This is a genomic window from Paenibacillus sp. FSL K6-2524 (assembly GCF_038005525.1).
In the GTDB taxonomy this organism is placed as follows: domain Bacteria; phylum Bacillota; class Bacilli; order Paenibacillales; family Paenibacillaceae; genus Fontibacillus; species Fontibacillus anaericanus.
In genome coordinates, this window is sequence record NZ_JBBOSP010000001.1 from 3,903,769 (window position 1) to 3,929,800 (window position 26,032).

Below are 26,032 nucleotides of genomic sequence, written 5' to 3' on the forward strand. Positions count from 1 at the left end.
CAATAAATTTTATGGCGGTTGAGAACATGGATGATAAGAAGCAAATTTATATTCTACTAAGTAATCCACGCAGCATTGTGACAAAAATGATAGGTCTGTACACCAGGGCTCCTTTTAATCATGCGTCTATTGCTTTTGACTCGCAATTACGGAAAGTGTACAGTTTCGGAAGGAAGCATCCACTTATTCCTGTATATGGCGGATTCGTGAGAGAGAACATCCATACTGGTGTATTTGAGAAGGCTACGTGTGCTGTTTATAGTTGTACTGTCAGTACAGAAACCTACAATAAAATGAGAGCTTATGTACAAAAATTTGAAGAGAACAATGAGTTATACAGCTACAATTTCCTTGGCATTCTAGGGATTATTCTCAACATGGAACTTGGAGGAGAAAATTCGTACTTCTGTTCACAGTTCGTAAGTAGCGTGTTTCAAAATAGTGGTGTTACCCTAATTGAGAAATCAGCTGCGTTAACTACACCTTCAGATCTGGGAACTTGTGTGTTCCTGAAGCTTGTATTCCGGGGCGATTTATCAACCTATCGTAATCATTATTGTCGTCACCGAAACTCCTCTCCACATGACCAACATCCAATATATGCCGCCAATTGAATACTAACTAAGTAAAAACGGGTACGATCCATAAGGATCGTACCCGTTTCAAATTAAGACATAACCTTACTAAGTCTGTAGCCCGAGCAAGTATAACCTAAATGCTCATAGAATGTTTTAGCTGACTTGTTACGATCACCCGTAGATAGATACACTTGTGAGCTGTCATGTTCTTTACACCATGATTCTGCCGCACGAAGCAATCGTTTACCAATTCCCGTACCTCGGTATTCCTCATCCACCACCATAGCAGAAATTTGCGATACTGGTTTCTTCATATCATGGCTTTGATACAGCTTCAAGAATGTCGTACCCACTACATTCCCATCAAGCTCAGCAACCAGACTGCACTGCAAAGGATGATTATCCAGCATGGACAGATGCTCCTTAAGCACACTCGGTGTTGTTGGATAACAAAGTTGCCGCATTAGCGGAAGCATGTCATTCACATCATCACAACTGCTATTTCGAATGACTAATGCTGGAGCACAGACTTGACTACTCATTGGACCATACCACCTTAAGTAGACTTGCCGCTTGTTTAGCGCGGCTGCGAGCTGTTTCAACATCCTGTGCACTGCTTAGGGCTACTGCCATACGGCGCCCAGGTTTACATAGCGACTTACCAAACACACGGATTTGCGTTCTTGGAAGACTTAATGCTTCATTCAAACCTGCGATAACGAAATCTTCGCCTTCACGGTCACCTTTTAATGTCGCAGAAGCACCTGAAGTAAGCAATTCAACGGACGGAATTGGAAATCCTAGAATAGCCCGAACATGCAGAGCGAATTCGGATAAATCTTGAGTAACCATAGTTACCATACCTGTATCATGAGGTCTAGGTGATACTTCACTGAAAACGACTCCATCTTCAGTAAGAAATAATTCTACGCCGAATAAGCCAAAGCCACCGAGAGAATCTGTAATTTTTCGTGCAATATCTTGCGCTTCGTTAAGCTGCTGCTCACTTAGAAAATGGGGTTGCCACGATTCGATGTAATCCCCATCTTGTTGAATATGACCGATTGGTGGACAGAAGATCGTACCGGATGCTGATCTCACCGTTAACAAAGTAATCTCACTGACAAACGGGACAAAGGATTCAACAATGACACGCATCTTCTTGGCGCGCGCCCCCTCCAGTGCATTATTCCAGCAGTCCCCAACCTCTTCGAATTTCCGGCATACACTTTGACCCTTGCCTGATGAACTCATCAAAGGCTTGATCACACACGGAATACCGATGTTTGAAACCGCTGCTTCTAATTCCTCTAAACTATTAGCGAATGCATATCTGGCCGTCGGCAATCCTAACTCTTCCGCTGCAAGTCTACGAATCCCTTCACGGTCCATCGTAAGTAGTGCTGCCGTAGCCGTCGGAATAACAGTGAAACCTTCCTCTTCCAATTCAACCAAAACCGACGTAGCAATCGCTTCAACTTCCGGAACAATAATATCCGGCGATAGCTTCACAATAAGCGATTTCAGAGCCTCTCCATCTAACATGTCGATCACATACGATTCATGAGCAACGCCCATAGCTGGCGCGTGTTCATATCGATCAACTGCGATCGTTCTGACTCCAAGACGTTGTGCTTCGATCACAACCTCTTTACCCAGTTCACCGCTACCAAGCAGCATCATGCTTTTAGCGTTTTTCGATAAAGGAGCTCCCCACATGAGTACCCGTATCCCCCCTGAATTTGAGTGCGTTTATTTAACATCAATTTAATATAGTGATAATAATCTCACTCTATTTTCAGGGATTTTCACGAAATATGCAATAGTCTTTCATTAAATTCACACTTTATTCGACAAAAGGTTACAAAAACCGAAACTGTGCCTCTACCAAACCTGAGTAAATGCCACCATATTTCAATAATTCATCATGTGTACCCGATTCCTTAATCTCGCCATGATCCAACACGACGATATTATCAGCACTACGGATCGTTGACAAACGATGGGCAACAATGAACGAGGTTCTACCCTTTAGAAGCACCTTCAAGGCATCTTGAATTTTAAGCTCTGTCTCGGTATCTATACTGGCGGTTGCCTCATCCAAGATCAAGATTCGTGGATTGGCTAGTAGCGCGCGAGCAAAGGAAAGCAATTGCCTTTGTCCCATGGATAACGCCCCTCCCCGTTCCTCAACTTCCGTGTTATAACCACCTGGAAGTTTCATAATGAAGTCGTGAGCGTCCACTGCCCTTGCTACACTCTCCACTTCTTCGTCGGTGGCATCCAGCCGACCAAACCGAATATTATCCCTGATACTTCCGGAGAAAATAAACGTATCTTGCAGCACGATCCCAACTTGACTACGCAAACTCTGCACAGTAACATCGCGGATATCGTGTCCGTCGATTAATACGGCTCCATCTGTCGTGTCGTAGAATCGACTGATCAAATTAATAATAGTACTCTTACCCGAGCCCGTATGACCAACTAAAGCGATGGATTGCCCTGGTTGAACATTCAAATCAATTCCCTTAAGAGCCTGACGCCCTTTTTCATATTCAAAGACAACATGCTTGAACTGTACATCACCATGGATCGTAGGCAGCGGTAGCGCTCCCGGTTTATCCGCAATACTTGGTTCTTCATCAATAAATTCAAAGATCCGTTCTGATGATGCCATGGCAACAAGCAGTTGGTTATACATTTGGCCCAGTCGATTAATCGGATCCCAGAAATTACCTACATAGTTACTAAATGCAACAAGTAAGCCGATCGTTAATTCCCCTGATTGAATCAAATAAACCCCAAGCATAAATAATATGAAGGTCCCTATTCCCCCCGTTATTTCAATAAGCGGGCCAAACATTTGGTTCATCGCGGACGCATTATCCCAAGATTTCTTACTTTCCTTATTCATCATATCGAAATACTTCATATTTTCCTGTTCTTGTGTATATGCCTGAGTTACGCGAATACCTTGAATCGACTCATTCAGGTGAGAGTTTATTCGCGAGTTCTTCATCCGAACTACCTGCCAGGCGATCCGAATCTTCTGTCTCAATTTAGTGGAGATCAGGAACATAATCGGTACCGTAATCATTACTGCAAGTCCTAGCTTCCAATTAATGAGCAACAGAATTACGACAATCCCGACTAACTGAACACAATCGATCATGAGGTTGACGACACCATTCGTGAACAGCTCTTGCAGTGAATTGACGTCATTCGTTACCCTTACCAGTACAGAACCGGCTGGCCGTTTATCGAAAAAGTTAAATGATAGCTTCTGAATATGTTTGAATAAATCCGAACGAACGTCATAAATGACTTTTTGACCAATAATATTCGTGTATTTGATGCGATAAACACTAGCTGCCCATTGGATGATATACAATACCACCACTGCTGCAGACAAAATGTAAAGTAACTTTAGGCTCGTATTTCCATCGGCTGGTGCGATCGCTTTATCTATGGCAAGACTCGTTAGAAAAGGTACCGTCAGTTTAGTGATTGTGCCAAGGATCGTCATCAGACCAACCAATGGAAGAAGTTGTTTCGCATATGGCTTCATATAGCCGAACAATCGCTGGAACTGTTTCCAATCAAAACCTTTATCGATGAGTTCATCATCTTGGTAAATAAATCTTTCTTCTATCTTTTTATTATGTTTGACGTTAGATTGATGTTTCTTATTCGTTTCAGTTTGAGTACTCATGATGATTCCGCCTCCCCTTCAGTGCGGGTTGCTCTAGCTAGATGATCTGCGTATTGAATGCGATAGACTTCTTGGTATGGCCCGGGAACTTGGATTAGTTCTTTATGCGTACCTCGTTGTACAACGTTTCCCTCATCTAGTACGAGAATTTCATCAGCATGCCGTAGTGAAGATATCCGGTGAGCGATAATAAATGTAGTTCTCCCCCGCATAACTTCTTGGAATCCTGACTGAATTTCTTGCTCCGTCTCCATGTCTACCGCACTTGTTGCATCGTCTAGAATCAGAATTTTAGGATTCTTGAGTAATGCCCGAGCAATGGCTATTCGTTGTTTCTGTCCACCCGATAATCCCATACCACGCTCTCCAACTACTGTATCGTAACCATCAGGCATCTCCATAATAAACTCATGCGCCTTGGCTAATTTTGCGGCCCTTTCAACATCGTCCATCGTTACATTGTTCATTCCGTAGGAAATGTTATTCAGAATGCTGGATGAGAATAAGAACGTCTCCTGAAACACCGTTGAAATCTGACTTCGTAGACTGTGTACGCTGATATCTGAGATATTCTGCCCATCCAAGCGAATACTGCCCTCGTTCACATTGTAGGCCCGCATCAGTAACTGTATAATTGTTGATTTCCCCGAACCCGTACCCCCGAGAAAACCAATAACCGAGCCAGGGGCAGCCTTAAAATCAATATCTGTCACTGCAGGCATCTTGTTTCCATAAGCAAATGTAACATGGTCAAATTCTACGAATCCTTTCACCTTTTGTGGATCAAGAACAGTAGCATTCGGTTTATCTCTCACATCAATCTGCTGATTCAGAATCTCCAACACCCGTTCACCAGATGCTTTAGATTGAGTATAGTTGTTAATGTGGAACCCAAGTCCCCACATAGGACCTATGATGTACCAAATTAAGCTAAAGAAGGCTACTAATTCTCCAAGGGTCATTTCCCCCTTGATGACAAACGTTCCTCCAGCCAATAGTAGGACTGCCACGCTAATTGAAGCGAGTAGCTCCATTACCGGAAAGAACTTACTCCAAAGTATCGCTGCAAAGATTTGATTATCCTTATATCGTTCATTGCGATGAGAGAACTTCTCCATTTCATACGGCTCTCGGGCAAATGACTTAACTGTGCGTACACCCATAACATTCTCTTGTACTGCCGACGTTAATGAACTAAGAGCCTGACGCATTTCCTGAAATGCAGGGTGAATTTTGGATTCAAATTTCAAAGCGACTCCGGCCAAGAACGGAATCGTAATCATCGTAAGCAAGGTGAGTTTCCAACTTATAGACATCATCATGGCCGAACCAAATGCAACCATGAGCACCAAATTTAGAATCTGTGCAAATCCAAATCCAACAAAGTTACGAATCGCTTCCAGGTCCCCTGTCAGCCTTGACATCAAATCCCCTGTTTTTGCCGTATCATAGTAGCGGAATGATAAAAATTGTAATTTTTCATAACAAGCATTTCGTAAACGATAAGCAAGAAAATTACCGAGTCTCCCGCCAAAAAAACCGTGCAAAAACTGCAATAAAGCTTTCACGACAACAACGGATACGGCCGTTATTGCAATCCATAATACATCTCCATAATTTCCTGGCTTAATTACATCATCAATTAACTTCCTCAAGAGCTGAGGATACACGAGCCCAAGCGCCGTAGCGGCTGCCAGACACAGTATGGACAGGATCAAATAATTAAGCCTTTCCCTGTAAAATCCTCGAAGTTGCCTTAGTACGTCCATGTATTTCCCTCCCAGTAGAACAATCATGTTGTATTTTATTTGATTTCCTTAATCTATTCTGTGATGTTGTGGTTATTCGCAGATAAAGTAAGATTCAAGGAGTGAAGCCGTTCCATCACGATTCCCCACGATTCTTCTCCTTCTGGAGAAAGTGTAAGATTGCCAATACCTGAATCCCATTCATCCCACTGTGATTCTAAAGATCCTGTCAGCGCAGACAACCTTGTTGCCGTCTCCTCACAATACAAGTTAATCAAGCTCTGGCTTGCCTCCTCCACAACCTCTTTAACTTTAATCTCGAGTGAGGACTCTACGGCTTCACGAAGTCTTTGCTTACCACCTCCCTCAAAGAAAGCCTTAGGATTCTTGAAATAAGTCCAGTAAGCACTCGGATCGAGTACCTGTGAAAGCCATCCTTCTTTCGCCTCAGGAGATGTCCAAGTGACAGTAGGATGAGTAACAAAAGTCGGAATGATATCCAATTTCCCCTTTAAGTCATCCAACCAGGCGTTATATACCACGTTGAGCAAAGTATCACATTTCTTCTCCATTCTCAGCGAGGTAACCTGTATTTCTCGTTCCAATTCCAGAGATAACCCAGCCAGCCAGCCATGGAATGTTGAAGTAAACTTCCGCTTTATATCACTGCCATCATCCTGGAGTAATGTGGGGTGGAAATATTCAAGAAACAGATCACCTGCTAGGAAACGCAGTCTTTGCCGAGCATGATACAACAGTTCTTCTACTTCTTGGCGGATCTCCATATCGCAAGTCATTTGCGATAAAGCACCCAACTCAGTTACAAAGCTCTTACGGCTCTCTTGAAGCCGTTCTAGAAGCATTTCTCGCTCTTCCTTACTTTGTGTCAAGGTAGCTGTCCACTGCACTACACGGTCCATTAGCACACTGAATTCTCTTTGCGCCGCATCCAAGGCGAGGCCAGCAGAATCTTGACCTATAAATTCAAAGAAGGCAGTCTCAAACTTCGCAAACCCTGAAATAGAATCTAAAACCCCTCCATTTACACTTCTGGATTCCAGAGCCATCTGGCTTGAAACAGCATGAATTTGCGGTGATTCGATACCTACTCCACGAAGTCCATCCTTCACATAATCTATGACTTCATCAAGTTCCTGAGGTGTTGCGGCCAAATCAGCTGCATTCACAATGAAGAACATTTTATCTAATGCGAAACTCCCCTTCACTCTTCCAAGATGGGCTAGGAACTGACGATCCGCCCGGGAGAACGCATGATTGTAGTAAGTTACATATACGATAGCATCACTATTCTTCATATATTGAAAAGTCACATTCGTATGACGCGCGTGGATGGAGTCTGCACCTGGCGTATCTACAATGACCATCCCCTGATCTGTCAAAGGACAAGCGTAATACAATTGAATTTCAGCGACAAAGCAAGCCTTGTTCTCATCAGAAACATAGGAGACGAAACCCTCTAAACTAGCTATGTCCTGACCTCCTAAGCGAGAGACATATTCTGTCCAACCGGAAGCTGCTGCCTTTAGAAAGCTATAGTGGGCCCTTCCTAAAGGAGGCACATCACTGATCTTTAATTTGGACACTTGAGACAGCCAACTCTGTTCCTTCCATGTACCGAGCTGTAGTGATTCAAATGAATAGATCAGATCGCTCTTCATCGCTTCTATCGTCTTAAAAACAATCTTCGCCTGGCCATGCTGCATCCCATTCTGAGGTGCCATGATCACGTTGATTGCTGCCGTAGTTGGATGCGGTGATACAGGCAATATCTCCGATCCTAGCAAAGCATTAGCGAAGGAGGACTTACCCGCGCTGAACGCACCGAACAGCGCAACCGTAAACTTGCCACCGCGTAAGTGGACCGCGCGTGCTCGAAGTTCTTTGACCCCGGTTCCAAAGACCGGGTACGGGGCAAGCACCTCAGCTGCGGCTTCCAGCACTTCGGCCGCAGCCGCTAGTCGCTGCTGGCCGTGCATGGCCGCGGCTGGCGCTGCCGGCACAAGCGCGGGCGGCGCGGGCGAGCATGTTGCCGCAGCTGCGGCAACGGCTAGCGCCTCCGGCGCCGGGGCCGCCGTGCGCGGCGCGGCCAGCGCAGGCGGTTCCCCCACCTCCGGCAGGGTGCCGGGGGTGAGGGCCGGGGCTGCGCCGAGCAGCGCGTGCAACTGCGCAGCGCGCTCCTTGGCGGCGGCGTCAAGTGCTTGCCACCGCGTCGCCGCTTTAGATCGCGCAAGCAAGGCGGCGCGCTGAGCGGCCAGGTCCTGCGCCGCGGTAGCTACGCGCGCCGCAAGTTCCTCCGCAAGCAGCCGCTCGGCTACCGCGAGCGCAGCGCGGCGATAGCGCCCGGCAATGCCGGCTGCTACATCTGCTGCATAGCGCAGCGTGTACTGCCCAGAGAGCAGCGCACCCTCTTGGGCCGGGCCTGCGATCCATTCCTCTTCCGCTTGCGGCAACGCTGCATCCATCACGGATTCCCATTCCGTGCTCCAAAGATCATGGCTTCTTCCAAATTTGCGAAGTAAATCTCGAACATGCCAGTCAACCTGTGCAGATGTTCCCTCCTGCAGCTTGGACAAAAAATCATCCCGTCTTCGATCTTTCTCTCTTTGTGTCTTACCACCACTAAACAATAGTCCCGTCTTAAAGTTACTTTCGCGACTAGCTAAATAAAGTTCCCCTGCCTCCCGAAGCGAAGGGGTCATAATATGTACACTTCCGAGCAGTCGATCCAGATCTTTGGTAAACTCCCTGCGCGATGACTCCAACAAGTTATCGTTTGATTCTATCCTAGCCTCCAGAGCAGTTAAATCCATTTGCAGCGCCTCAAGAACCTCAGCACCACCAACTTCCGACAGCAAATCCTCCCTCTCATCTTCTTCAGCTATTTCGCAACGCTTCAAAAAGCTTTCCGCCCCATGGTGAATAGAACAAGCGATACTGTAATGTAGTAATAACTTTCTTTCAATTAATAAATTCGTAATACACGCTCTTAATTGCGACAACATATTTAAAGGATGATTGAGATCTTTCAATGAAATATACAAAACACCTGTAGGGACTATCCCCCACAATTCGAAAGCCTGTTCAACAGATTCCCTGTAAGCTTCAAATGATACTTCCTGCTCACGGTGCTTATCGATCTGGTTGATAACCAAATAGAGTGGTTTACCCCAGTCCGCCAACATTTTGGCAAATGAAAGATTACTCTCTGACAGCACATGATTATAATCCATTACGTAAAACACGACATCTCCCAAATGCAGGGCTGAATTCGTAACTTGTGCATGAGCGGCATCACCTGAATCAACACCAGGAGTATCCAATAGGACACCATGTTCACCTAACAGTGGGATGTCGTCCCATAGCTTAATCATTGAATATGTATTTCCATCCCGGCAATACTTCTCAAAATCGCCTAACTGGATTGAGACTATTCGCTCGCTTTCATCTCTCTCCCCTCTTACTGGGGTTAATTGAACTTGAGGTAGACCATGACGGAGCGCGGAGACATTCGCAGTTGTAGGAATCGGCGCTGACGGTAAGACGTCTTTCCCACACAATGAGTTAATTAGACTTGATTTCCCAGCCGAGAAATGACCGCAGAAGGATAGTGTCAATTCACCCGCAGACAACTTCTTCTGTAGATCATCTATTTCCCGCCAAGCTGTGTCATCTCCACACTGGTTGTACAAATCACTAAGCTGGTCGAGCAGCATCTGCAATGAATGATCTTGACTATCTGTAATCGTTTTCATCGAATATTCTCCTCCTCCCTTGCTACTACCGTGAAATGCGGCACGAAAGTTTACATATGTATTTTCTATATAATTCTTCAGGAAATACAATCATTCTACATTACCTTGGAGATACATGGAAGGGTTCTGAGACAATTCGTTCAAACAAAAAAATAGACAAAAAAAATAACCAGTCCTCGGAAGCACATCCCAGGAACTGGTTATTTTCGAATATTACATCAACGCTGCTTCAGCTTTATCAGCTTCTGATGGAATCAATATTTCAAACACTTTACCATGTTGTAAAATAGTGATGCCTCTAGATTTATCCTTCATGACGACAACTTCTGGTTTAACAGCCATCCGCTCCAAATAATGCTCAGGCACATCGCCGGAATCGCTGACGGTAAGACCATCAATCTCGCGCTCATCGTTCTCCTGCAATTCAATTTCAATCACTTTTTCGAAAACATCCGAAAATAGTTCAAAGTTATCAGTGTATACGGAAATGCATTTCATGGAATCTCATCCTCTACTATCGTTATCTTTTTTTGTCACGCTTCTCTATCTTTTCTGACTTGTGACTTTTTCATACGCTTTTTGCCTTCGCGGCAAACATCAAGCAACGGACAGATCTGACACTGTGGGTTTTGTGCCTTACAGTGATATCTACCGAAAAAAATAAGCCGATGATGTGTAAGCGTCCATTCTTCCTTCGGGATCCGCTTCATCAATTTCTTCTCGACTTCTAATACGGTATCGTTCCAACCCGCAAGCCCCAGCCGCTTACTCACCCGTTCCACATGAGTGTCTACAGCGATTGCCGGAACACCAAATGCATTGGAAACAACAACGTTGGCCGTTTTACGTCCAACACCCGGTAACAATACCAACTTATCATGCTCACTTGGAATGTCACCTCCATATTCCTCGATCAGTATCATACACATTTTCTGTATATGCTTGGCCTTACTGCGAAACAGACCGATACGACGAATATCTTGCTCTAACTCTTCCAACGGGACGGAGACGTAGTCTTCTGGAGTTTTGTACTTTTGAAATAAATCCACCGTCACCTTATTCACAGTCGCATCGGTACATTGCGCAGACAACAGTACAGCAATCGTTAATTCGAAAGCATTACTATGCAACAATTCGCAATGTGCATCCGGGAACATTTCGCCTATACAATCCAAGATATGGCGGACACCCGCGGCATTCATGTCTCCACCCAACTTCCTTTAACGTATAAATAACCGCCTCAATCCGGGAAAAATCCCGCATCAAGACGGTTATTCCTACGAAAATGATTATTGTTTTTCGACCTCAACCAGTTTGTCACCGTTGAAATATAAAACAATATTATCATTTTCCTTAAGAGATTGCACGGATAATGTCGTATCACCTTGATGAATATATGTTTCAGGTGTGACTGCGAACCTAAAATTGTTGTCTGACAGAGACGCTCTAATCACTAAAATCTCTTTATTATTCGCATCGTATCTTGATACTTTACGCTCAAGAACCGTTAGCACATTAACTACTAGGCCACCATCGCTAGCCTTACGAACCTCTACATGATCCGAAGTTGTCAGACTAGTAATTCCCGTACTTACTGAGGTTCCGCGCAACACCTTTACTCCTCCGGAGAGTGAGAAGATTTCCGTACCACCACTATACGGTTTCAAGGTTAGATTAGACCCATCTACCGCTTGAATTTTACCTAGTGTTAACTTAACCACTTGAACTGCAACTGCAGTTTGACCATTAAAGGTTACATTGATCGTTTGTCCTGCTTCCAGATTGGAGAGCTTAATAACATTACCATTTTCGTCAAGCAATGTCGCCTGATTCACATAAAATTCACTACTTAGTCCATTTGACACAGCACGAATGCGGCTATTAGCTGTATTTACTGAAGATACTTCAAACTGAACCACCGATTTGATCGCAAGCGTCTGTAACGTATCCTGATTAGCACTCAGAATGACTGTTACTGGATCGCCAAGTTTGATATCATTGACAGTTGTATTACTCTTACCAAATAGTTCGATTGATGGCTGCGATCCTTGATAAGGTACAGCTACAGTCTTCCCATCGGCCAACTGAACTGTAATAATTTTCGTTGTCGTATTGGCTGCTAAGAATGTTCCTTCATATTTGTAAATCACCTGTAAAGACAACACCCGGTCCCCAATATGAGTAATATTGATCTTCCGGTCCTTAGTCAAAAGTGATTCAATACCTGAAAGAGTTGGTGCAGTGGAGTTGTAGTCCAATTTAGTTTTATCATTTACTACAAAAACATGTGGCTTTTTAGCCGAGTCCAGAACCGTTAGCGTCTTTGACTTTGAGTCATAATTAACAACTGCAGCATCCGAGAGCACTTCGGACTGACGTCCCTGTACAACAATTTGGGTTACTCGTTCTTGTGGATCCAGTGTCAATTCCACTTTATCCCCACCGTTCAAATCGGCGATCAAATCCGCCAATGTCGCATCATTAATTCCATTGATGACAACCCTCGGCTTCTCAACCAACAATTTCACTTCAGGGTATCCACTGGCATTCTTATAAGATAAGAGAGAATTGCCTTCAACACTAATCAAAGTTCCTGTAACCGTACGTTCCACGCCTTGAGAAACCTCGATCGAATCCAGTACGTTATTCTTAACTACATAACTCACTGCCATATCCGCCTTCAATTCACCAAGGGTAAGAATCTGACTTTGATACCGCACAATTGTTCCGGCTGCGCTGTCATCGAACTTAAATGTTTCTGTGTTACCAGAAGCATCTTTGATACTCAGTGTTTTATCCGTAACATTTACGCTACTTATAGTACCTTTACCACTTTTGTTCACAATAGCTGATTTCACTTGAACGATAATCGGCTTATTAGCCCCTGAATAAGTTTCGCGTTGAACTACAAGCGTACTATCCGGTGTAAGGCTCTCCGCCTTAATGGTATTACCGTTCTGATCCATGAATGCCGTATTATCATCGTAAGTATAGGTAACAGAATCATTGTTTACCAATAGCAACATACGGTTACCACTCAACATCCGTAACAAGGTACCTTCCGTACTCTCAAGCTGCGCCTTAGCATCTACTACTTCAACATACGCAGCAGAACCTACTTTATCCACAATTAATACTTTCGTATATGGCTTCAGTTCAGCTTTTGTCGCCTTAAGCTCTGAGTCCTTCGTGAAATATACGCTGCGGTTATCTAGTGTAAATGACTTCATCTTACCGTTCGCTGTCAGAGTAACTTTACTATCTGTCAACTCCGTCACGATGCCTTCATAAACATTACTATAACCGGGATTAAAGTGATCTCCTCCACGGCTTAGAAACGTAGCGATCTGCGCTCTTGTAACCTTACCGAGTGGATCGAATTTGTTGCCTTCGACACCTTTAGTGATATCCAGTTGGACCGCTACATTAACGTAACCTCGCGCTGATGCTGTAATCTTATTATGATCCGCAAATCCAGTAGCTTGACCAGCTGAAGCTTTTGCCTCTGTTTCCTTACCTAAAGCACGCACCAGAATTTTTGCTATCCATTCACGCGATGCCTTTTTCTCACCCCAAGATTCCTTAGCGCCTGTAGCTGCAATTTCTTCACTCTTATCAATCAGATTTTGCGATACAGCAAGTTCCAAATAAGGTTTGAAATACTTACTTACTGTAAGTTCAGTAGGCGTGCCCTCACCATTACCTAATTTTGAATCTAAGTTCATGAAACGAATCGCCATTGTGATCGCTTCCTGTTGAGTTACACTATCACTTGGGCGGAATTTACCAGCATCTCCTAAGATGATTCCTTCAGCCGCAAGTTTATAAATATGCTTTTCTGCCCAGAATCCGTCTTTAACATCACTGAATATCGATACAGCCGCAACACTTTGAGCCGTAGGAGTAGTAGCTTGATCAGCAAATACCGCTGCACCGCCACTAAGGCACATAGCCGTAACGAGCATGGTAGAAACTGCTTTTTTCGTATTTCGTGTAAAGCTGCGTTTAAATGATGACATTATTTTCTCTCCTTTTAAAAAAATGGTCCCTACCATATTCGACGGTAAGGGACCTCTTTCCTCTAATTTTCCTTAATTTCTTGTCATCGGATGCTCAAGCTCTTCATGACCCATTAAACTTTCCACTTGGGCTCCATCAACTAGGAGTTCAATCGACTTCACTTCGGAGAACTGAAACAAGGTTTGCTTCAATGAATCTAGAGCTAACGATTCTCCTCCTGCCCCAAGGCGTGCTTCATCCGGAAGTGTGATGTCCACTGTAAGTTCTCCGTTCTCAAACTTAACAGATTTGAACACTACCTTCTCCCAGAGAGCGAACAATTCTGTACTACTACTATTCTGGAGTGTTTTCAAAGCAGCTTCATACTTCTCAGTATCGCTTGAATAAGAAATATCTTTGGAAACCTTCTTCAACTCTAACATCTGATCGTCGGTGTAATAAGAATCAATCGTTTTCGTCGTGCTATTATCCGCAGGTTTATCTTTATCTTGATTCTCTTGTGAATTTCCTGGTGATGCTGTAGTCGGATCGCTAACACCGTTATTTGTCGTACTATTTGTCGCATTCTCTGTAGCATTATCCGTAGCATTATTCTGAGAGTTACCAGGCGAAGCCTGCGGCTTCTGGCCACATCCTGCACTCAAGACCAACAAAAGAATCAACATCCCGGAAACCAAATACTTTTTGCTCATGATGACTCCTCCTTCGCGAAACATTTTATTGGATACCAAGGTATTCCTTGATACCCTTTACAATGCCTTCAGCTACATTGTTCTGGAAAGATTCAGTAAATAAGATTGCATCATCTTTAGGGTTGCTTAAGTAACCACATTCCAGAAGGACAGCAGGCATCGTCGTTTCCCGTGTAACATGCAAACTCTTGGTCCGAACCTTGCGATCCGTAAGTCCTGAAGACGCAACCAGATACTTATGCATTACATTTGCCAGTGCAAGACTTTCTTTACGCGTGTAGTACGTTTCAACGCCACTAGCTGTAGCAGAACCAGCATTTGCATGAATAGAAATAAAGATGTCTGCATTCATATCCTCTGCGATCTTCACCCGATCCTTCAGCGATGGATACGTATCACCACTACGTGTAAGAACGTAGTCAAATTGGGTCTCTTTCTTAAGCAGTTGTTCCACTTTCAAGGTAACCGCTAGGTTGAAATCTTTCTCTTTCTTCTTCGTTACACTAATGGCTCCCGGATCGCTTCCTCCGTGGCCTGCGTCAATAACAACTAACTTTCTACCGCTACTGGTAGAATCACTATTTAGATCGATAATGACAAGACCATCATTATCATTGGTCAACTTATAGTTTTGAGCTTGATTCAAATCTATAACGAATCTAATAGTCGATGGACTGTTACTGTACAATGAATAACGAATCTTGGAAACAGCAGGATAACCTTCCACGTCTAAATACCCATTTTTATCAGAATCTAGTATGTTTGAGAATGTATCTGCAAACTTCGTATTAGGTATATCAATTACGATCCGCTCGGGTCCTGATATTTTGAATATATTCGGTGTTACATTCTTATCCGTAGCAATCATAAGTTTGTTGTCACTAAAACTTATACCACCTATGGATGCCAAATTTTCATCGGTTACCGGTGGAGTTGTAGGAGGAGTCGGTTCCGTCGTTCCGCCGTTACCTGGATCAACATCCCCTCCCGAATTATTGTCACCTGGGGTAACTAAATATGCAGTTTTCGCCGCATTATCCCAATGAACTGTTAATCCAAATTGCTCGCCAATAAAGCGAAGTGGAACGAGCGTAGTATCACTTTTCAGGATCGGTGCAACCATTAAATTCATTTTATTGCCGTTTACTGTTGCTGTTTTCTCACCCACAACCAGCTTCAGCGTTGTATCAGCTTGCTTTATGGTTACCGTGCGCGTTACTTTCTCCCAGTTGACGTTAAATCCTAGCTCCTCCACGACGACACGAATTGGTATCATGATATTACCATTCACATTTTGAACTTCACCGTTCTTAGGCAAGTTCAGCGCCTTTCCATCCAGGTAAATGTTTGTACTGCCAGCAGCATGTCCCAGTCCCGGAAAAGCAAACATACAAATCAACATAAACAACATTAGACCAGTTTTTTTCATTCACACCCCTACCATCCTAGTATTTTTGTCTGACGAGAAGAAGGATGTTTTTGCTATCTTCGACATTGCCAGACGACATATTAGACGTATGGGTCCTTTAAAAGTTGCGTAATTATGCCAATTTCGTTGAAATAGTTACAATTTTATAATAAATTAAATAAACCATCTCCAGCCGAAGCGTTGAGATGGTTTATTCTTGATTACTATTTAGTCATCGGATGCTCAAGTTCAACATGCCCCATTAAGCTGTCCAATTTATCACCGTTAACCGTTAATTCCAACTTCTTCACTTCCTCAAATTGGAAGAACGTTGCCTTTAGCGCATCGATCGCAAGTGATTCGCCGCCCGAACCAAGCCGTGCTTCATCAGGTAACTGAATATCAACCGTTACTTCACCATCCGCAAACGAAGCCGTGTTCAATATTACTTTCTCCCATAATGATATTACACCGCTACCGCTGACTTTCTGTAGTGACTTGAATGCCTCACTATATTTGGAATTCGGGTTAGCATCCTCTACCGTGATCTCTTGTTCCATCTCTTTCAAATCCATGATGTCGTCATCCGTATAATACACTTTAATCTTTAACATCTGAGGTACGGGAGCTACAACTTGTTCACTCTGACCCCCATTCGATGATCCTTGACTAGAATCTGGCTGGGCTGATGGTTGAGGCTCTTGTTCATTTACTATCTTGTCCGGTAATTGTTCATTTCCCTCAGAACTCGCTAGAGGCTTCTGTCCGCAACCGACTGCGGTTATCATCATAAGAACTAAAATTAATGTTATTCCTATTTTTTTCATTCCGTATAACCCCCTCTTGGTCTATCATTGTTGCCTGTCTTATTTATTATAGGCCAAAATATTCTTTAATTCCTGCTACAATCCCAGCAGCAATACGATCTTGAGCAATCGGATCAAACAAGACGGCCTCATCAAATGAGTTACTTAAGTAACCAGATTCTAAAAGCACTGCTGGCATCGTTGTTTCACGGGTAACGAGTAGATTCTTTTGACGAACCTTGCGATCATTAAGTCCTGTTGCCTGTACTAAGTGCTTATGAATCACATTTGCAAGGGCTATACTGTCCTCACGTGTATAATACGTTTCTGTACCACTAGGATTGGTTTTAACTGATTTATCCACACTATTAGCATGTATAGAAACAAAAATATCCGCCTTAATACTATTGGCTAAATTAGGCCGATTCTTGAGCGTTAAGGTCGTATCATCACTACGATTCATGACAGCGGTAATGTTAGGCTCTAATTTCAACAGTGCTTCTACCTTCAGAGCTATCGCTAGGTTAAAGTCTTTCTCCAGTCTGGTAGGACTACTTGTACCCGGATCAGACCCACCGTGTCCGGCATCAATCAATACCACACGTGTTCCGTTAGATTCTGTTGGTAGGTTAGGGATAGTAGATTGTCCTGCTAAATCTATGATTACCAAACCATCACCAGCATTTGTAATCGAAAATTGACTGCTGGAATTTAGATCAATTACAAATCTAATCGTAGAAGTGGTACTGTCGAACAATGAATAGCGTATTTTTGAAACTGCTGGGTTATCTGTTACAAGAAGTTCCCCTTTATTTGCTGAGTCCAGTGCAAAGGTCTCACCAAAAGAAGCCATAGGTATATCTACCACAATTCGATCAGGTCCAAACATAGCGAATGCATTCGGTTGAACCGCACGATCAACTGCAATCATCAATTTATTGTCTGAGAAACTTACTCCATTAATATGGGCAGTTGTCTCAGTTATGTATCCATTTCCTTGTTCTTGTTCAGGATTATTCACCATAGTTTCGCCGCTATCGGATGGAAGGGATGTCCCCTTTCCTGGCAGGATTTCTCCGGCCGCTCCACCTTCAGGACTATATAAATATGCAGACTTCTCTTTATTATCCCAGCTCACTTTAAGGCCCATCGATTCGCTGACGAAACGTAAAGGGACCATCGTTGTGTTATTCAACAAGAAAGGCGCAGCCGCTAGTGTGACACTCTGGTCACCAACTAATGCCTGGTCCTTATCGATTAATAGTTTAAGCTCCGTATCACCTTGCTTAATCGTCACAGTTCCGCTTGCCTTCTCCCAGCCCACATCATATCCCAGGCCTTCGACAATGACACGGATAGGGACCATAACGCTCCCTTTAACATTACCTGCCTGAGCATTACTAGGCTGAGACAGTTCCAAACCGTCCAAGTAAATGTGAGTATCCGCAGAAGCCGCAAATCCTAAACGCGGAAAAGCTAACAAAAAAACAATTAGTGTCAAGAAAAAACCGATTTTCTTCATCATCATACTCCTATCATTCTTGTAATTTACCGGATGATGACCGGCATACTCAGCAATTTCGACAACACAGCTCATTCTAATCTATTAAACGCTTCCAACGGACAAAATGTTGCTAATTACTTCCATAGTATCAGAAAATAGAACTTTCTCATAGCCTTATATCTTCATAGAAAGACAAAGTAAGACAATAGGGCTAATTTCACCTTATCGTCTTACTCAATAATGCTCTATACATAGTAAATACAGCCTAGATAGCTTTAAACTATAGTTCAATATTTCCGAGCAATTCTCTTAAATTAAATCTAGGACAGATTCATCTCAGAAAAATTCGGAATGAGAATTAGGGTACCTTTCCCGATGGGAGTACCAATATCTGGTGACTTGGATGCAGCGATTCCAATCGTTTGAACACTAGTAACTCCAAATGCAAATTCGGAATGAGGCTCTACATCGATTGTAGTAATTGTTGCATTCACTAGCGTTACAATTAATTGAAGTAGTCTATCTCCTTCATTTTTCAGATGAATTAATAAGTTGATCCCTATCGGATTTTCCTCTACAAAATAACCTCTAGTACTCCCAACTACCTGCTCAAAGTGCAATTCCGCATGTTTCATTACTGTCTACCTCCTTCTGAAATCAGATACTATATAGTATTTGATTTCAGCCAATCTTCTACTAGCTTTCGACTATAAAAATAGAACTAGACGTAGGCGACTAAAAAGCCCATCTAGCTCACTTTGAATAAGTGAACTAGATGGGCTTGATTTTACTATAAGCTTAGTTAAGCAGACACCACGTTAGCGGCTCTCTTTTGCTCATATGCTGTGATCAGGTCCTCATGTTGAAGCGTTAGACCGATATCATCCAAACCTTGCAATAGGAATTGACGACGATGCTCGTCAAGATCGAATGCGATACTCAGACCGTATTGATCAGTCAACACTTTGTTCTCCAGATCCACTGTCAATTGATATCCGTCGTGTTCGGCTGTACGTTGGAACAAATCTTCCACTTGCTCCTCCGATAAGACGATCGGTAGAATACCATTCTTGAAGCAGTTGTTATAGAAAATGTCCGCATAAGACGGTGCAATAACACAGCGGAATCCATAATCCAAAATGGCCCAAGGGGCATGCTCGCGCGAAGATCCGCAGCCAAAGTTAACACGTGAGACGAGCACAGATGCTCCTTCGTAACGTGGTTTATTCAGTTCAAACTCAGGATTTACATTGCCTTCGGTGTCGAAACGCCATTCATAGAACAAAAATTGTCCAAATCCAGTACGCTCAATACGTTTAAGAAATTGTTTAGGTATGATTGCATCGGTATCCACATTGACGCGGTCAACAGGGCCAACAATACCAGTAAGTGTTTTAAATTCTTCCATGGTTAATTCTCCTCTCTTCGCTTTGGTTAGCTTACGATCTCACTTTGGACATTCCAATCACGGACGTCTACAAAGCGCCCTTTAATCGCTGCTGCTGCAGCCATCGCAGGAGAGACGAGATGCGTTCTACCTCCACGGCCTTGGCGACCCTCAAAGTTACGATTTGATGTAGATGCACAGCGTTGTCCTGGGTCTAATACGTCAGGGTTCATCGCGAGACACATACTACAACCAGCCTCACGCCATTCAAATCCAGCTTCAGTAAAGACTTTATCTAGGCCTTCTTCCTCTGCCTGAATCTTAACACGACCAGATCCAGGAACGACGATTGCCGTTACTTTCTCAGATACTTTATAGCCCTTAGCAATTTCTGCTGCAGCCCGTAGGTCCTCAATACGTCCATTTGTGCAAGAACCGATAAACACATAATCAATCTCAATGTCAGTCATCGGTGTTCCTGGTGTCAGACCCATATATTCTAGAGCTTTCTCAGCTGCTTTACGTTCATTGTCACTCTCAAAGTCTACCGGATTAGGTACAGTTGCATTGATGTTCGTTCCCATTCCTGGGCTTGTGCCCCAGGTTACTTGTGGTATCAGTGAGTCTACATCGAATTCTACTACCCGATCAAACTGAGCACCTTCGTCTGTTGTAAGTTTTCTCCACTCTGCGACAGCAACATCAAATTGATCTCCTTGTGGCACATGCTGGCGACCACGTAAATATTCAAATGTTGTCTCATCCGGTGCGATCAAACCCGCTCTAGCTCCAGCTTCGATCGACATGTTGCAAACCGTCATCCGTTCTTCCATTGTCAGACCACGGATTGCTTCACCCGTATACTCAATAACGTAGCCCGTAGCGAAGTCAGTGCCATACTGTGCAATAAAACCAAGAATAAGGTCTTTAGCAGTTACTCCCGGTTTACGGTTGCCAATAAAGCGCACTTCCAGCGTTTTGGCCTTAGCCTGTTGTAGACATTGTGTAGCCATTACGTGCTCAACTTCACTCGTACCAATCCCGAACGCCAGTGCTCCAAACGCACCATGCGTTGATGTGTGGCTATCTCCACAAACAATCGTTTTACCTGGATGTGTCAGACCAAGCTCAGGTCCCATTACGTGTACAACACCTTGGTCAACTGTATCCAAATCATACAATGTTACACCAAATTCACGACAGTTTTGAGATAACGTATCAATTTGTTGTTTAGAGATAGGATCCTTAATGTTAAAGCGATCTTTCGTTGGTACATTATGATCCATAGTTGCAAATGTCAGTTCTGGACGACGTACTTTACGTCCGCTTAAACGTAAACCTTCAAATGCCTGTGGCGAAGTTACTTCGTGTACAAGATGCAAATCGATATACAAAATGCTAGGTTTGCTTTCTTCCTGAAAAATCACATGATTGTTCCAAATTTTCTCATACATTGTCTGTTGTTTACTCATTAATAATCACCCCACTGAAGGATTCGACGAACATGGACGAAGCGCTGTAAATAAGTAGCAATACGCTCCGATTAATGAAACTACTATATCATGATTCATGTCATGTTAGAAATACATAAATACAATCAAATTGATAGGTAAAGACTATAAGCGATCCATTCGCACTGCAAATAAAAAAAACATCACCCTCAGCAATCCTCTGTAGAACTAGGATGCTATGGGTGATGTCCTTATGTTTCTTCATTTTCTTTTTACAAATTCAAATGTACTACTTCTCCGGTTTTATCGGATTCAAACACAGCTTCCATCAAAGTCATAATGCGTAATACTTCTTCATTAGTTACGATTCGTTCCGCCGTATTTTCAATAGTATCAATAAAATTATAGTAGAAGTCACGTACGTCGCACTCAACTCTAGGAACTGGATACTCTGATACGGTATTCTCTGCACGTGGAGCCATCGTTTTGGTCAGTCCTGCACCAGCTACGATAGGTACGGCATCACTAGTATCTGCTTGATCCCATTTCGCGACTTTCCCGTTCATATCCCAGTCTTCGATTACCGCTGCACCGTTCAAACCTGTTACATACCATAGTGGCAATGTAATGAAATTCGTTGTTCCCACTTCCATCAGGGCCGTTCTTCCACCCTCAAAGGTGAGGTATACTTTCACACCATCATCAACTTCATGGCCTAAAATATAACTTAGTTTTGCGTAAACGCTCGTAACCTTTTCTGGGAACAAAATCAATAAGCGGTCTAGTAAATGCACACCCCAATCTAGGAGCATGCCGCCACCATGCTTAAGATCATGACGCCAGTCCCCAGGGATTCCACGAGAACCGTGAACACGTGTCTCCACATAGAATACGTCACCAAGCACATTTTCATCGACAAGTTTCTTAATCGCTAAGTAGTCTTCATCCCAGCGCCGATTTTGATGAACCATGAACACTTTTCCAGTCTCTTCTGAAGCGTTCATTACATCCTTAACTTCTTGGCTGTTCATCATAGCTGGCTTCTCACAAATAACATGCTTACCCGCACGTAAAGCTTGTAACGTAATAGGGTGATGACTATCATTTGGAGTGGCAATTAAAATTATGTCGACAGAAGGATCATCTAGTACAGCTTGATAATCCTCGTAAACTTTATAGCCTTTCGTACGAGCTTCAGCTTGTCTCGCTTCTTTAATATCATAGACACCCGTTACCTTGATTCGTGATACTTCTTCTAACTTCCGCCCATGCTGACTGCCCATTCCTCCATAGCCGACAATAACTAAGGAATAGATTTTATTATTCATATCCTATGTCTCCTCCTGCACTTGTAGATTAATCAGTTTAGTTTCTATAATATATCATGAATTTCAAGATGAATATCATGTTTACCTTAGTATTATCATGATGTCCATGCATATGATCATCACGTCCATATATAGCGATGCAAACAAATAGTCCCCATGGTTCGGGGACTATTTATATGTATATATTATTCCAAATCTCCTTAAAACGAATCAATGCCCATCACATGATCTTGTGGAACTGGGCCGATCATTCGACTGTCTTTACTATGGTTACGATTATCTCCCATCACAAATATAGATCCTTCGGAAAGAGTCCATACTTGATCCGTACCCACATCCATCTGCTCTTTAATATACGGCTCAAGTAACTCTTTCCCGTTGCGGTATAGTTTACCATCCTTCACTTCAATGGTATCACCAGGTAATCCGATGACCCGTTTGACATAAAAGATCTCTTCATCCGATTCCCCGGACATTAACCGAATAATGGGATGCTCTCTAATGTCATCCATTAACGTACGCTTCCGATCAACTCGACTATCAATAATGACAACATCACCGTAATCAGGAAGTTTGTTTAACGTATGTGAAAATTTCCAAGCAAAAATCCGTTGATTATCTTTCAAGGTCGGTTCCATAGAATGACCCTCTACCTTATATGGTTGAATAATAAAGATGCCTATAATCATGCTGAGCACAAAACCAAGTATAATCGAGATGCTCCAGCCTTGAATCTCTTTCCATACTTTCATCAATGGCAAACCTCCTGTAGATGCTTTTCCTATATTATACATAAAATCATAGGTTAATAAAATAGAGCGGATAATTCAGCCTATATAAGATAGGTTCGGACTGGGTTTTGTGAACTTCACCCCACAACCTTTTTAAGAAATTCCGTTAACCGCCTCTATAGCTATCACTCTGTGGACCAAATAAAAACATACATTAATTTTTTGTTTCTGGACACTATAGATCTGTAAACAACTACAAAAAGGAGCGATTTAAATGGGTGTTTTAAGTGGTAATCCAAAAGATGAACCTATGCATTATGGCGAAATTTTTGGTGTATGGGCGGCCTCCGTGGCTGCCAGAGGTGCAGTATCCTGCTATCAGACATATCTAAACCACGCTGGTGACAAAGACCTAAAAAAAATACTTAATGATCTTATTGATCAAGCTAAGTTGGAAATTAAAGAGTTGGACACATTACTCAGTGATAACGGGATTCCTTCAGCACCGATTATGCCTGATAAACCTCCTGTAAAGCTTGAAGACATTCCTGCGGGTGCAAAATTTAGTGATCCTGAAATAGCTGCTAAAATTGCTGTAGATACTTCCGCTGGATTAGTTGCTTGTAGCCAAGCTATGGCTCAATCCATTAGGGAGGATATCGGCGCCTTATTTGCTAAATACCATCTCACTAAGGCTGCTTTAGGACTTAAAATATTGAAGCTAAATAAAGAAAAGGGTTGGCTCATCCCTCCTCCTCTTCAAATAAAGAGACCTGAGTCTGAAAAATAAATTTAATCTCAATCCCGCTCATTGAGCGGGATTTTATTATTTAGCGTGCAATAAATTCGTATTGGGAAACAGTTACGACAAAAGTCATATGCTAGGGAGAGCTAGAAAGAAGAAATAAAAAATGAAATGAACCCTTCGCCCTATTCCCCATGCCACATAAGAAACCTTGATGCAAAAGAGTTTTATACTATATATAATATAATTACTATAGGAATTACTTATAGCATAATCTTTTATCTCTTATATCTTTGTCATGGAAGGTGAATTCATGGAACTCAGACAACTCCAATATACGTTACAAATCGCTGAAGAAAGAAATTTCTCAAGGGCTGCTGAAAAGCTTCATATCGCACAACCTTCACTCAGCCAGCAACTATCCAAACTAGAACAAGAACTCGGTGTCAAACTGTTTCATCGGAATACCAGTTCAGTTGAACTAACACATGCGGGTGCTAGCTTTATAACACATGCCAGAAAAATAATGGATGCCGTCGAACAACTGCGTCAAGAGATGGATGATATCTCCCAGCTTCGTGCAGGTCGCGTTATCATCGGAAGTATGCCGATTACTGGATCCCATCTACTGCCTTATGTTCTACCTGCGTTCAAAGAGGCTTATCCAGAAATCAGTGTCACCTTACTAGAAGATACTTCACTCAACTTGGAAAAACTAACAGCAGGCGGTGGGACTGATCTCAGCTTACTTTCACTACCACTGCAAGAACCAACTTTAACTTATGAGACGATCTGCGAAGAGAAAATTGATTTGGCTGTACCACCCAATCATCCCTTAGCAAAGCTTAAATCAAAACCAGGTGGTGTTTCACTTGAACAACTTAAAGACGAACCATTTATCGTTCTTAAGAAAGGTCAAGGCTTCCGTAAAATAGCACTAGATTTATGCAGAGACGCGGGTTTCGAACCTAATATCGTTTTTGAAAGTAACAATATTGAAACCGTGCAATCCCTTGTAGCAGCAGGTATGGGCATTACACTCGTTCCTAGATTTATTGCTCGGGCGGAACGAAGTGAATTGATTCCAGTGTATGTGCCACTTTCTAGTCCCGTTCCAAGCCGTACTCTAGTTATCGCTTACCGCAAAGGACGTTATTTGTCCAAAGCGGCTGAGGCATTTATTGAAACTTTTAAATTAACGATGAAAGAGCATCTCCAAGATGAAAATGAGACGCAAGGATAAGTTTACTCACACATGCCATTTCCGTAAAGCTGTGGACGCCGATCTTCGAAGACCGGAATTCTATTTCTAACTTGATCAACCAGTGAAAGATCAATCTGGCCTGTAACGATTTCTTCTTCTTCACTACCTTCGGCGACAATCTCGCCCCATGGATCGATAATCATGGAGTGTCCGAAGAAGGAATCGCTACCACTGTTCCCCGTCCGGTTACATGCGACCACATACATTTGATTCTCTATCGCACGTGCCATAAGCAGTGTACGCCAGTGATGCAACCGTGGATGTGGCCACTCAGCCGCAACAAACATCACCTTCGCCCCATTGAGCGATAAAGTTCGAGCCAATTCCGGGAACCGGATATCATAACATATCGCAGCTCCTGCAACGACTTCATCCAATTCAAAAGAAAGTGTTGCCTCACCAGGGGCTAAATACTTCTCCTCCTCCATTAAGCGAAACAAATGGATTTTGGAATATGCTCCTACCTCTTCTCCCTTGTTATTGAAGATAATCATCGTATTGTACACTTTACCATCCCGCTGTTCAGCTATGGATCCTGCGATAACATGGATATCATGCTTTTTGGCAAACGCCGAAACCCATCCCCTGATCTCTGTCCCATCAGGGTCAGCAAGCTCGGAAATTTGCCCCAGCGCATAGCCGGTATTCCACATTTCAGGTAGTACAATGACATCTGGTTTAATTGGAGCTGCCGCCGCATCCTCCATCCAACGCTGCATGGTTTCACGATTGCACTGTGGCTCGCCCACCTCAATATGAGTTTGCAGTAGTGCTATATTCCAAGATGTCTCCCTCTGAGTCATCCTAATCATCCTTTCTATCACATAACTCGCATTTGTTTCATCATAGTGTCCGCTTCATAATCCCGTCAATCCCATCTAT

The 26,032-nt window shown here is 43.0% G+C and carries 21 protein-coding genes; 3 read left to right on the plus strand and 18 right to left on the minus strand.

Annotated features, from left to right (window positions below):
- Window positions 1–11 precede the first annotated feature (11 nt).
- A complete protein-coding gene (locus NST85_RS17875; RefSeq protein ID WP_341190005.1) occupies window positions 12–614 on the plus strand; it encodes a hypothetical protein in 603 nt (200 codons plus the stop codon).
- 53 nt (window positions 615–667) lie between these two features.
- Here NST85_RS17875 and NST85_RS17880 read toward each other — a convergent pair whose 3' ends face one another.
- The 17 genes from NST85_RS17880 to lepB all read right to left on the minus strand — a co-directional run bounded on the left by NST85_RS17880 (window position 668) and on the right by lepB (window position 23,162).
- A complete protein-coding gene (locus NST85_RS17880; RefSeq protein WP_127190740.1) occupies window positions 668–1,120 on the minus strand; it encodes a GNAT family N-acetyltransferase in 453 nt (150 codons plus the stop codon).
- The gene (gene purT / locus NST85_RS17885; protein ID WP_341190006.1) at window positions 1,113–2,297 is read right to left on the minus strand and encodes a formate-dependent phosphoribosylglycinamide formyltransferase; all 1,185 of its coding nucleotides are present in this window, start codon (window positions 2,295–2,297) and stop codon (window positions 1,113–1,115) included. The genes NST85_RS17880 and purT overlap by 8 nt, the downstream gene beginning before the upstream one ends.
- A gap of 142 nt (window positions 2,298–2,439) precedes the next feature.
- Window positions 2,440–4,293, minus strand: coding sequence for an ABC transporter ATP-binding protein (locus NST85_RS17890; RefSeq protein WP_341190007.1), 1,854 nt, complete (start codon window positions 4,291–4,293; stop codon window positions 2,440–2,442).
- On the minus strand, window positions 4,290–6,062 hold the full coding sequence (locus tag NST85_RS17895; protein WP_307395644.1) for an ABC transporter ATP-binding protein: 1,773 nt from the start codon (window positions 6,060–6,062) through the stop codon (window positions 4,290–4,292). Before NST85_RS17895 ends, NST85_RS17890 begins: the two co-directional genes overlap by 4 nt.
- A 53-nt stretch (window positions 6,063–6,115) precedes the next feature.
- A complete protein-coding gene (locus NST85_RS17900) occupies window positions 6,116–9,814 on the minus strand; it encodes a dynamin family protein (protein WP_341190008.1) in 3,699 nt (1,232 codons plus the stop codon).
- Between the two features lie 213 nt (window positions 9,815–10,027).
- A complete protein-coding gene (locus tag NST85_RS17905; RefSeq protein ID WP_127190745.1) occupies window positions 10,028–10,312 on the minus strand; it encodes an NAD/NADP transhydrogenase alpha subunit in 285 nt (94 codons plus the stop codon).
- 35 nt (window positions 10,313–10,347) lie between these two features.
- Window positions 10,348–11,016 carry an endonuclease III gene (nth, locus tag NST85_RS17910; RefSeq protein WP_341190009.1) on the minus strand — a complete coding sequence of 223 codons (669 nt, stop codon included), beginning with the start codon at window positions 11,014–11,016 and terminating at the stop codon, window positions 10,348–10,350.
- A gap of 87 nt (window positions 11,017–11,103) precedes the next feature.
- Window positions 11,104–13,833, minus strand: a complete 2,730-nt coding sequence (locus NST85_RS17915; protein WP_341190010.1) for an S-layer homology domain-containing protein — start codon at window positions 13,831–13,833, stop codon at window positions 11,104–11,106.
- Between the two features lie 72 nt (window positions 13,834–13,905).
- Complete coding sequence (locus tag NST85_RS17920; RefSeq protein WP_341190011.1) at window positions 13,906–14,526, minus strand: GerMN domain-containing protein; 621 nt, start codon at window positions 14,524–14,526, stop codon at window positions 13,906–13,908.
- A 25-nt stretch (window positions 14,527–14,551) separates the two neighbouring features.
- A complete protein-coding gene (locus tag NST85_RS17925; RefSeq protein ID WP_341190012.1) occupies window positions 14,552–15,955 on the minus strand; it encodes an N-acetylmuramoyl-L-alanine amidase family protein in 1,404 nt (467 codons plus the stop codon).
- Window positions 15,956–16,158: 203 nt separating this feature from the next.
- Window positions 16,159–16,761: a GerMN domain-containing protein gene (locus tag NST85_RS17930; protein WP_341190013.1), complete on the minus strand. Its 603-nt coding sequence runs from the start codon at window positions 16,759–16,761 to the stop codon at window positions 16,159–16,161.
- A 46-nt stretch (window positions 16,762–16,807) separates the two neighbouring features.
- Window positions 16,808–18,337, minus strand: coding sequence for an N-acetylmuramoyl-L-alanine amidase family protein (locus tag NST85_RS17935; RefSeq protein WP_341190014.1), 1,530 nt, complete (start codon window positions 18,335–18,337; stop codon window positions 16,808–16,810).
- A 227-nt stretch (window positions 18,338–18,564) separates the two neighbouring features.
- Complete coding sequence (locus NST85_RS17940; RefSeq protein WP_127190751.1) at window positions 18,565–18,879, minus strand: hypothetical protein; 315 nt, start codon at window positions 18,877–18,879, stop codon at window positions 18,565–18,567.
- Between the two features lie 167 nt (window positions 18,880–19,046).
- On the minus strand, window positions 19,047–19,652 hold the full coding sequence (gene leuD, locus NST85_RS17945) for a 3-isopropylmalate dehydratase small subunit (RefSeq protein ID WP_127190752.1): 606 nt from the start codon (window positions 19,650–19,652) through the stop codon (window positions 19,047–19,049).
- 26 nt (window positions 19,653–19,678) lie between these two features.
- Window positions 19,679–21,103, minus strand: coding sequence for a 3-isopropylmalate dehydratase large subunit (leuC, locus tag NST85_RS17950; RefSeq protein WP_127190753.1), 1,425 nt, complete (start codon window positions 21,101–21,103; stop codon window positions 19,679–19,681).
- Between the two features lie 251 nt (window positions 21,104–21,354).
- Window positions 21,355–22,410, minus strand: a complete 1,056-nt coding sequence (locus tag NST85_RS17955) for a Gfo/Idh/MocA family protein (RefSeq protein ID WP_341190015.1) — start codon at window positions 22,408–22,410, stop codon at window positions 21,355–21,357.
- A gap of 200 nt (window positions 22,411–22,610) precedes the next feature.
- Window positions 22,611–23,162, minus strand: a complete 552-nt coding sequence (gene lepB, locus NST85_RS17960) for a signal peptidase I (RefSeq protein WP_307395668.1) — start codon at window positions 23,160–23,162, stop codon at window positions 22,611–22,613.
- 253 nt (window positions 23,163–23,415) lie between these two features.
- On the opposite strand from lepB, the gene NST85_RS17965 reads away from it, so the two are divergent.
- Both NST85_RS17965 and NST85_RS17970 read left to right on the plus strand, forming a co-directional pair.
- Window positions 23,416–23,931, plus strand: coding sequence for a DUF3231 family protein (locus tag NST85_RS17965; RefSeq protein WP_341190016.1), 516 nt, complete (start codon window positions 23,416–23,418; stop codon window positions 23,929–23,931).
- A 268-nt stretch (window positions 23,932–24,199) separates the two neighbouring features.
- Window positions 24,200–25,129, plus strand: a complete 930-nt coding sequence (locus NST85_RS17970) for a LysR family transcriptional regulator (protein ID WP_127190794.1) — start codon at window positions 24,200–24,202, stop codon at window positions 25,127–25,129.
- 2 nt (window positions 25,130–25,131) lie between these two features.
- Here the strand turns inward: NST85_RS17970 and NST85_RS17975 are convergent, their stop codons facing one another.
- Window positions 25,132–25,953 (minus strand): carbon-nitrogen family hydrolase, encoded by an 822-nt coding sequence (locus NST85_RS17975; protein WP_341190017.1) that lies wholly within the window; start codon window positions 25,951–25,953, stop codon window positions 25,132–25,134.
- Between the last annotated feature and the right edge of the window lie 79 nt (window positions 25,954–26,032).

Bases quoted from the DNA above. Each gene is read 5' to 3' on its own strand.
- NST85_RS17875 (WP_341190005.1), top strand. From the start codon at position 12: ATGGCGGTTGAGAACATGGATGATAAGAAGCAAATTTATATTCTACTA.
- NST85_RS17880 (WP_127190740.1), bottom strand. From the start codon at position 1,120: ATGAGTAGTCAAGTCTGTGCTCCAGCATTAGTCATTCGAAATAGCAGT.
- purT (WP_341190006.1), bottom strand. From the start codon at position 2,297: ATGTGGGGAGCTCCTTTATCGAAAAACGCTAAAAGCATGATGCTGCTT.
- NST85_RS17890 (WP_341190007.1), bottom strand. From the start codon at position 4,293: ATGAGTACTCAAACTGAAACGAATAAGAAACATCAATCTAACGTCAAA.
- NST85_RS17895 (WP_307395644.1), bottom strand. From the start codon at position 6,062: ATGGACGTACTAAGGCAACTTCGAGGATTTTACAGGGAAAGGCTTAAT.
- NST85_RS17900 (WP_341190008.1), bottom strand. From the start codon at position 9,814: ATGAAAACGATTACAGATAGTCAAGATCATTCATTGCAGATGCTGCTC.
- NST85_RS17905 (WP_127190745.1), bottom strand. From the start codon at position 10,312: ATGAAATGCATTTCCGTATACACTGATAACTTTGAACTATTTTCGGAT.
- nth (WP_341190009.1), bottom strand. From the start codon at position 11,016: ATGAATGCCGCGGGTGTCCGCCATATCTTGGATTGTATAGGCGAAATG.
- NST85_RS17915 (WP_341190010.1), bottom strand. From the start codon at position 13,833: ATGTCATCATTTAAACGCAGCTTTACACGAAATACGAAAAAAGCAGTT.
- NST85_RS17920 (WP_341190011.1), bottom strand. From the start codon at position 14,526: ATGAGCAAAAAGTATTTGGTTTCCGGGATGTTGATTCTTTTGTTGGTC.
- NST85_RS17925 (WP_341190012.1), bottom strand. From the start codon at position 15,955: ATGAAAAAAACTGGTCTAATGTTGTTTATGTTGATTTGTATGTTTGCT.
- NST85_RS17930 (WP_341190013.1), bottom strand. From the start codon at position 16,761: ATGAAAAAAATAGGAATAACATTAATTTTAGTTCTTATGATGATAACC.
- NST85_RS17935 (WP_341190014.1), bottom strand. From the start codon at position 18,337: ATGAGCTGTGTTGTCGAAATTGCTGAGTATGCCGGTCATCATCCGGTA.
- NST85_RS17940 (WP_127190751.1), bottom strand. From the start codon at position 18,879: ATGAAACATGCGGAATTGCACTTTGAGCAGGTAGTTGGGAGTACTAGA.
- leuD (WP_127190752.1), bottom strand. From the start codon at position 19,652: ATGGAAGAATTTAAAACACTTACTGGTATTGTTGGCCCTGTTGACCGC.
- leuC (WP_127190753.1), bottom strand. From the start codon at position 21,103: ATGAGTAAACAACAGACAATGTATGAGAAAATTTGGAACAATCATGTG.
- NST85_RS17955 (WP_341190015.1), bottom strand. From the start codon at position 22,410: ATGAATAATAAAATCTATTCCTTAGTTATTGTCGGCTATGGAGGAATG.
- lepB (WP_307395668.1), bottom strand. From the start codon at position 23,162: ATGAAAGTATGGAAAGAGATTCAAGGCTGGAGCATCTCGATTATACTT.
- NST85_RS17965 (WP_341190016.1), top strand. From the start codon at position 23,416: ATGGGTGTTTTAAGTGGTAATCCAAAAGATGAACCTATGCATTATGGC.
- NST85_RS17970 (WP_127190794.1), top strand. From the start codon at position 24,200: ATGGAACTCAGACAACTCCAATATACGTTACAAATCGCTGAAGAAAGA.
- NST85_RS17975 (WP_341190017.1), bottom strand. From the start codon at position 25,953: ATGACTCAGAGGGAGACATCTTGGAATATAGCACTACTGCAAACTCAT.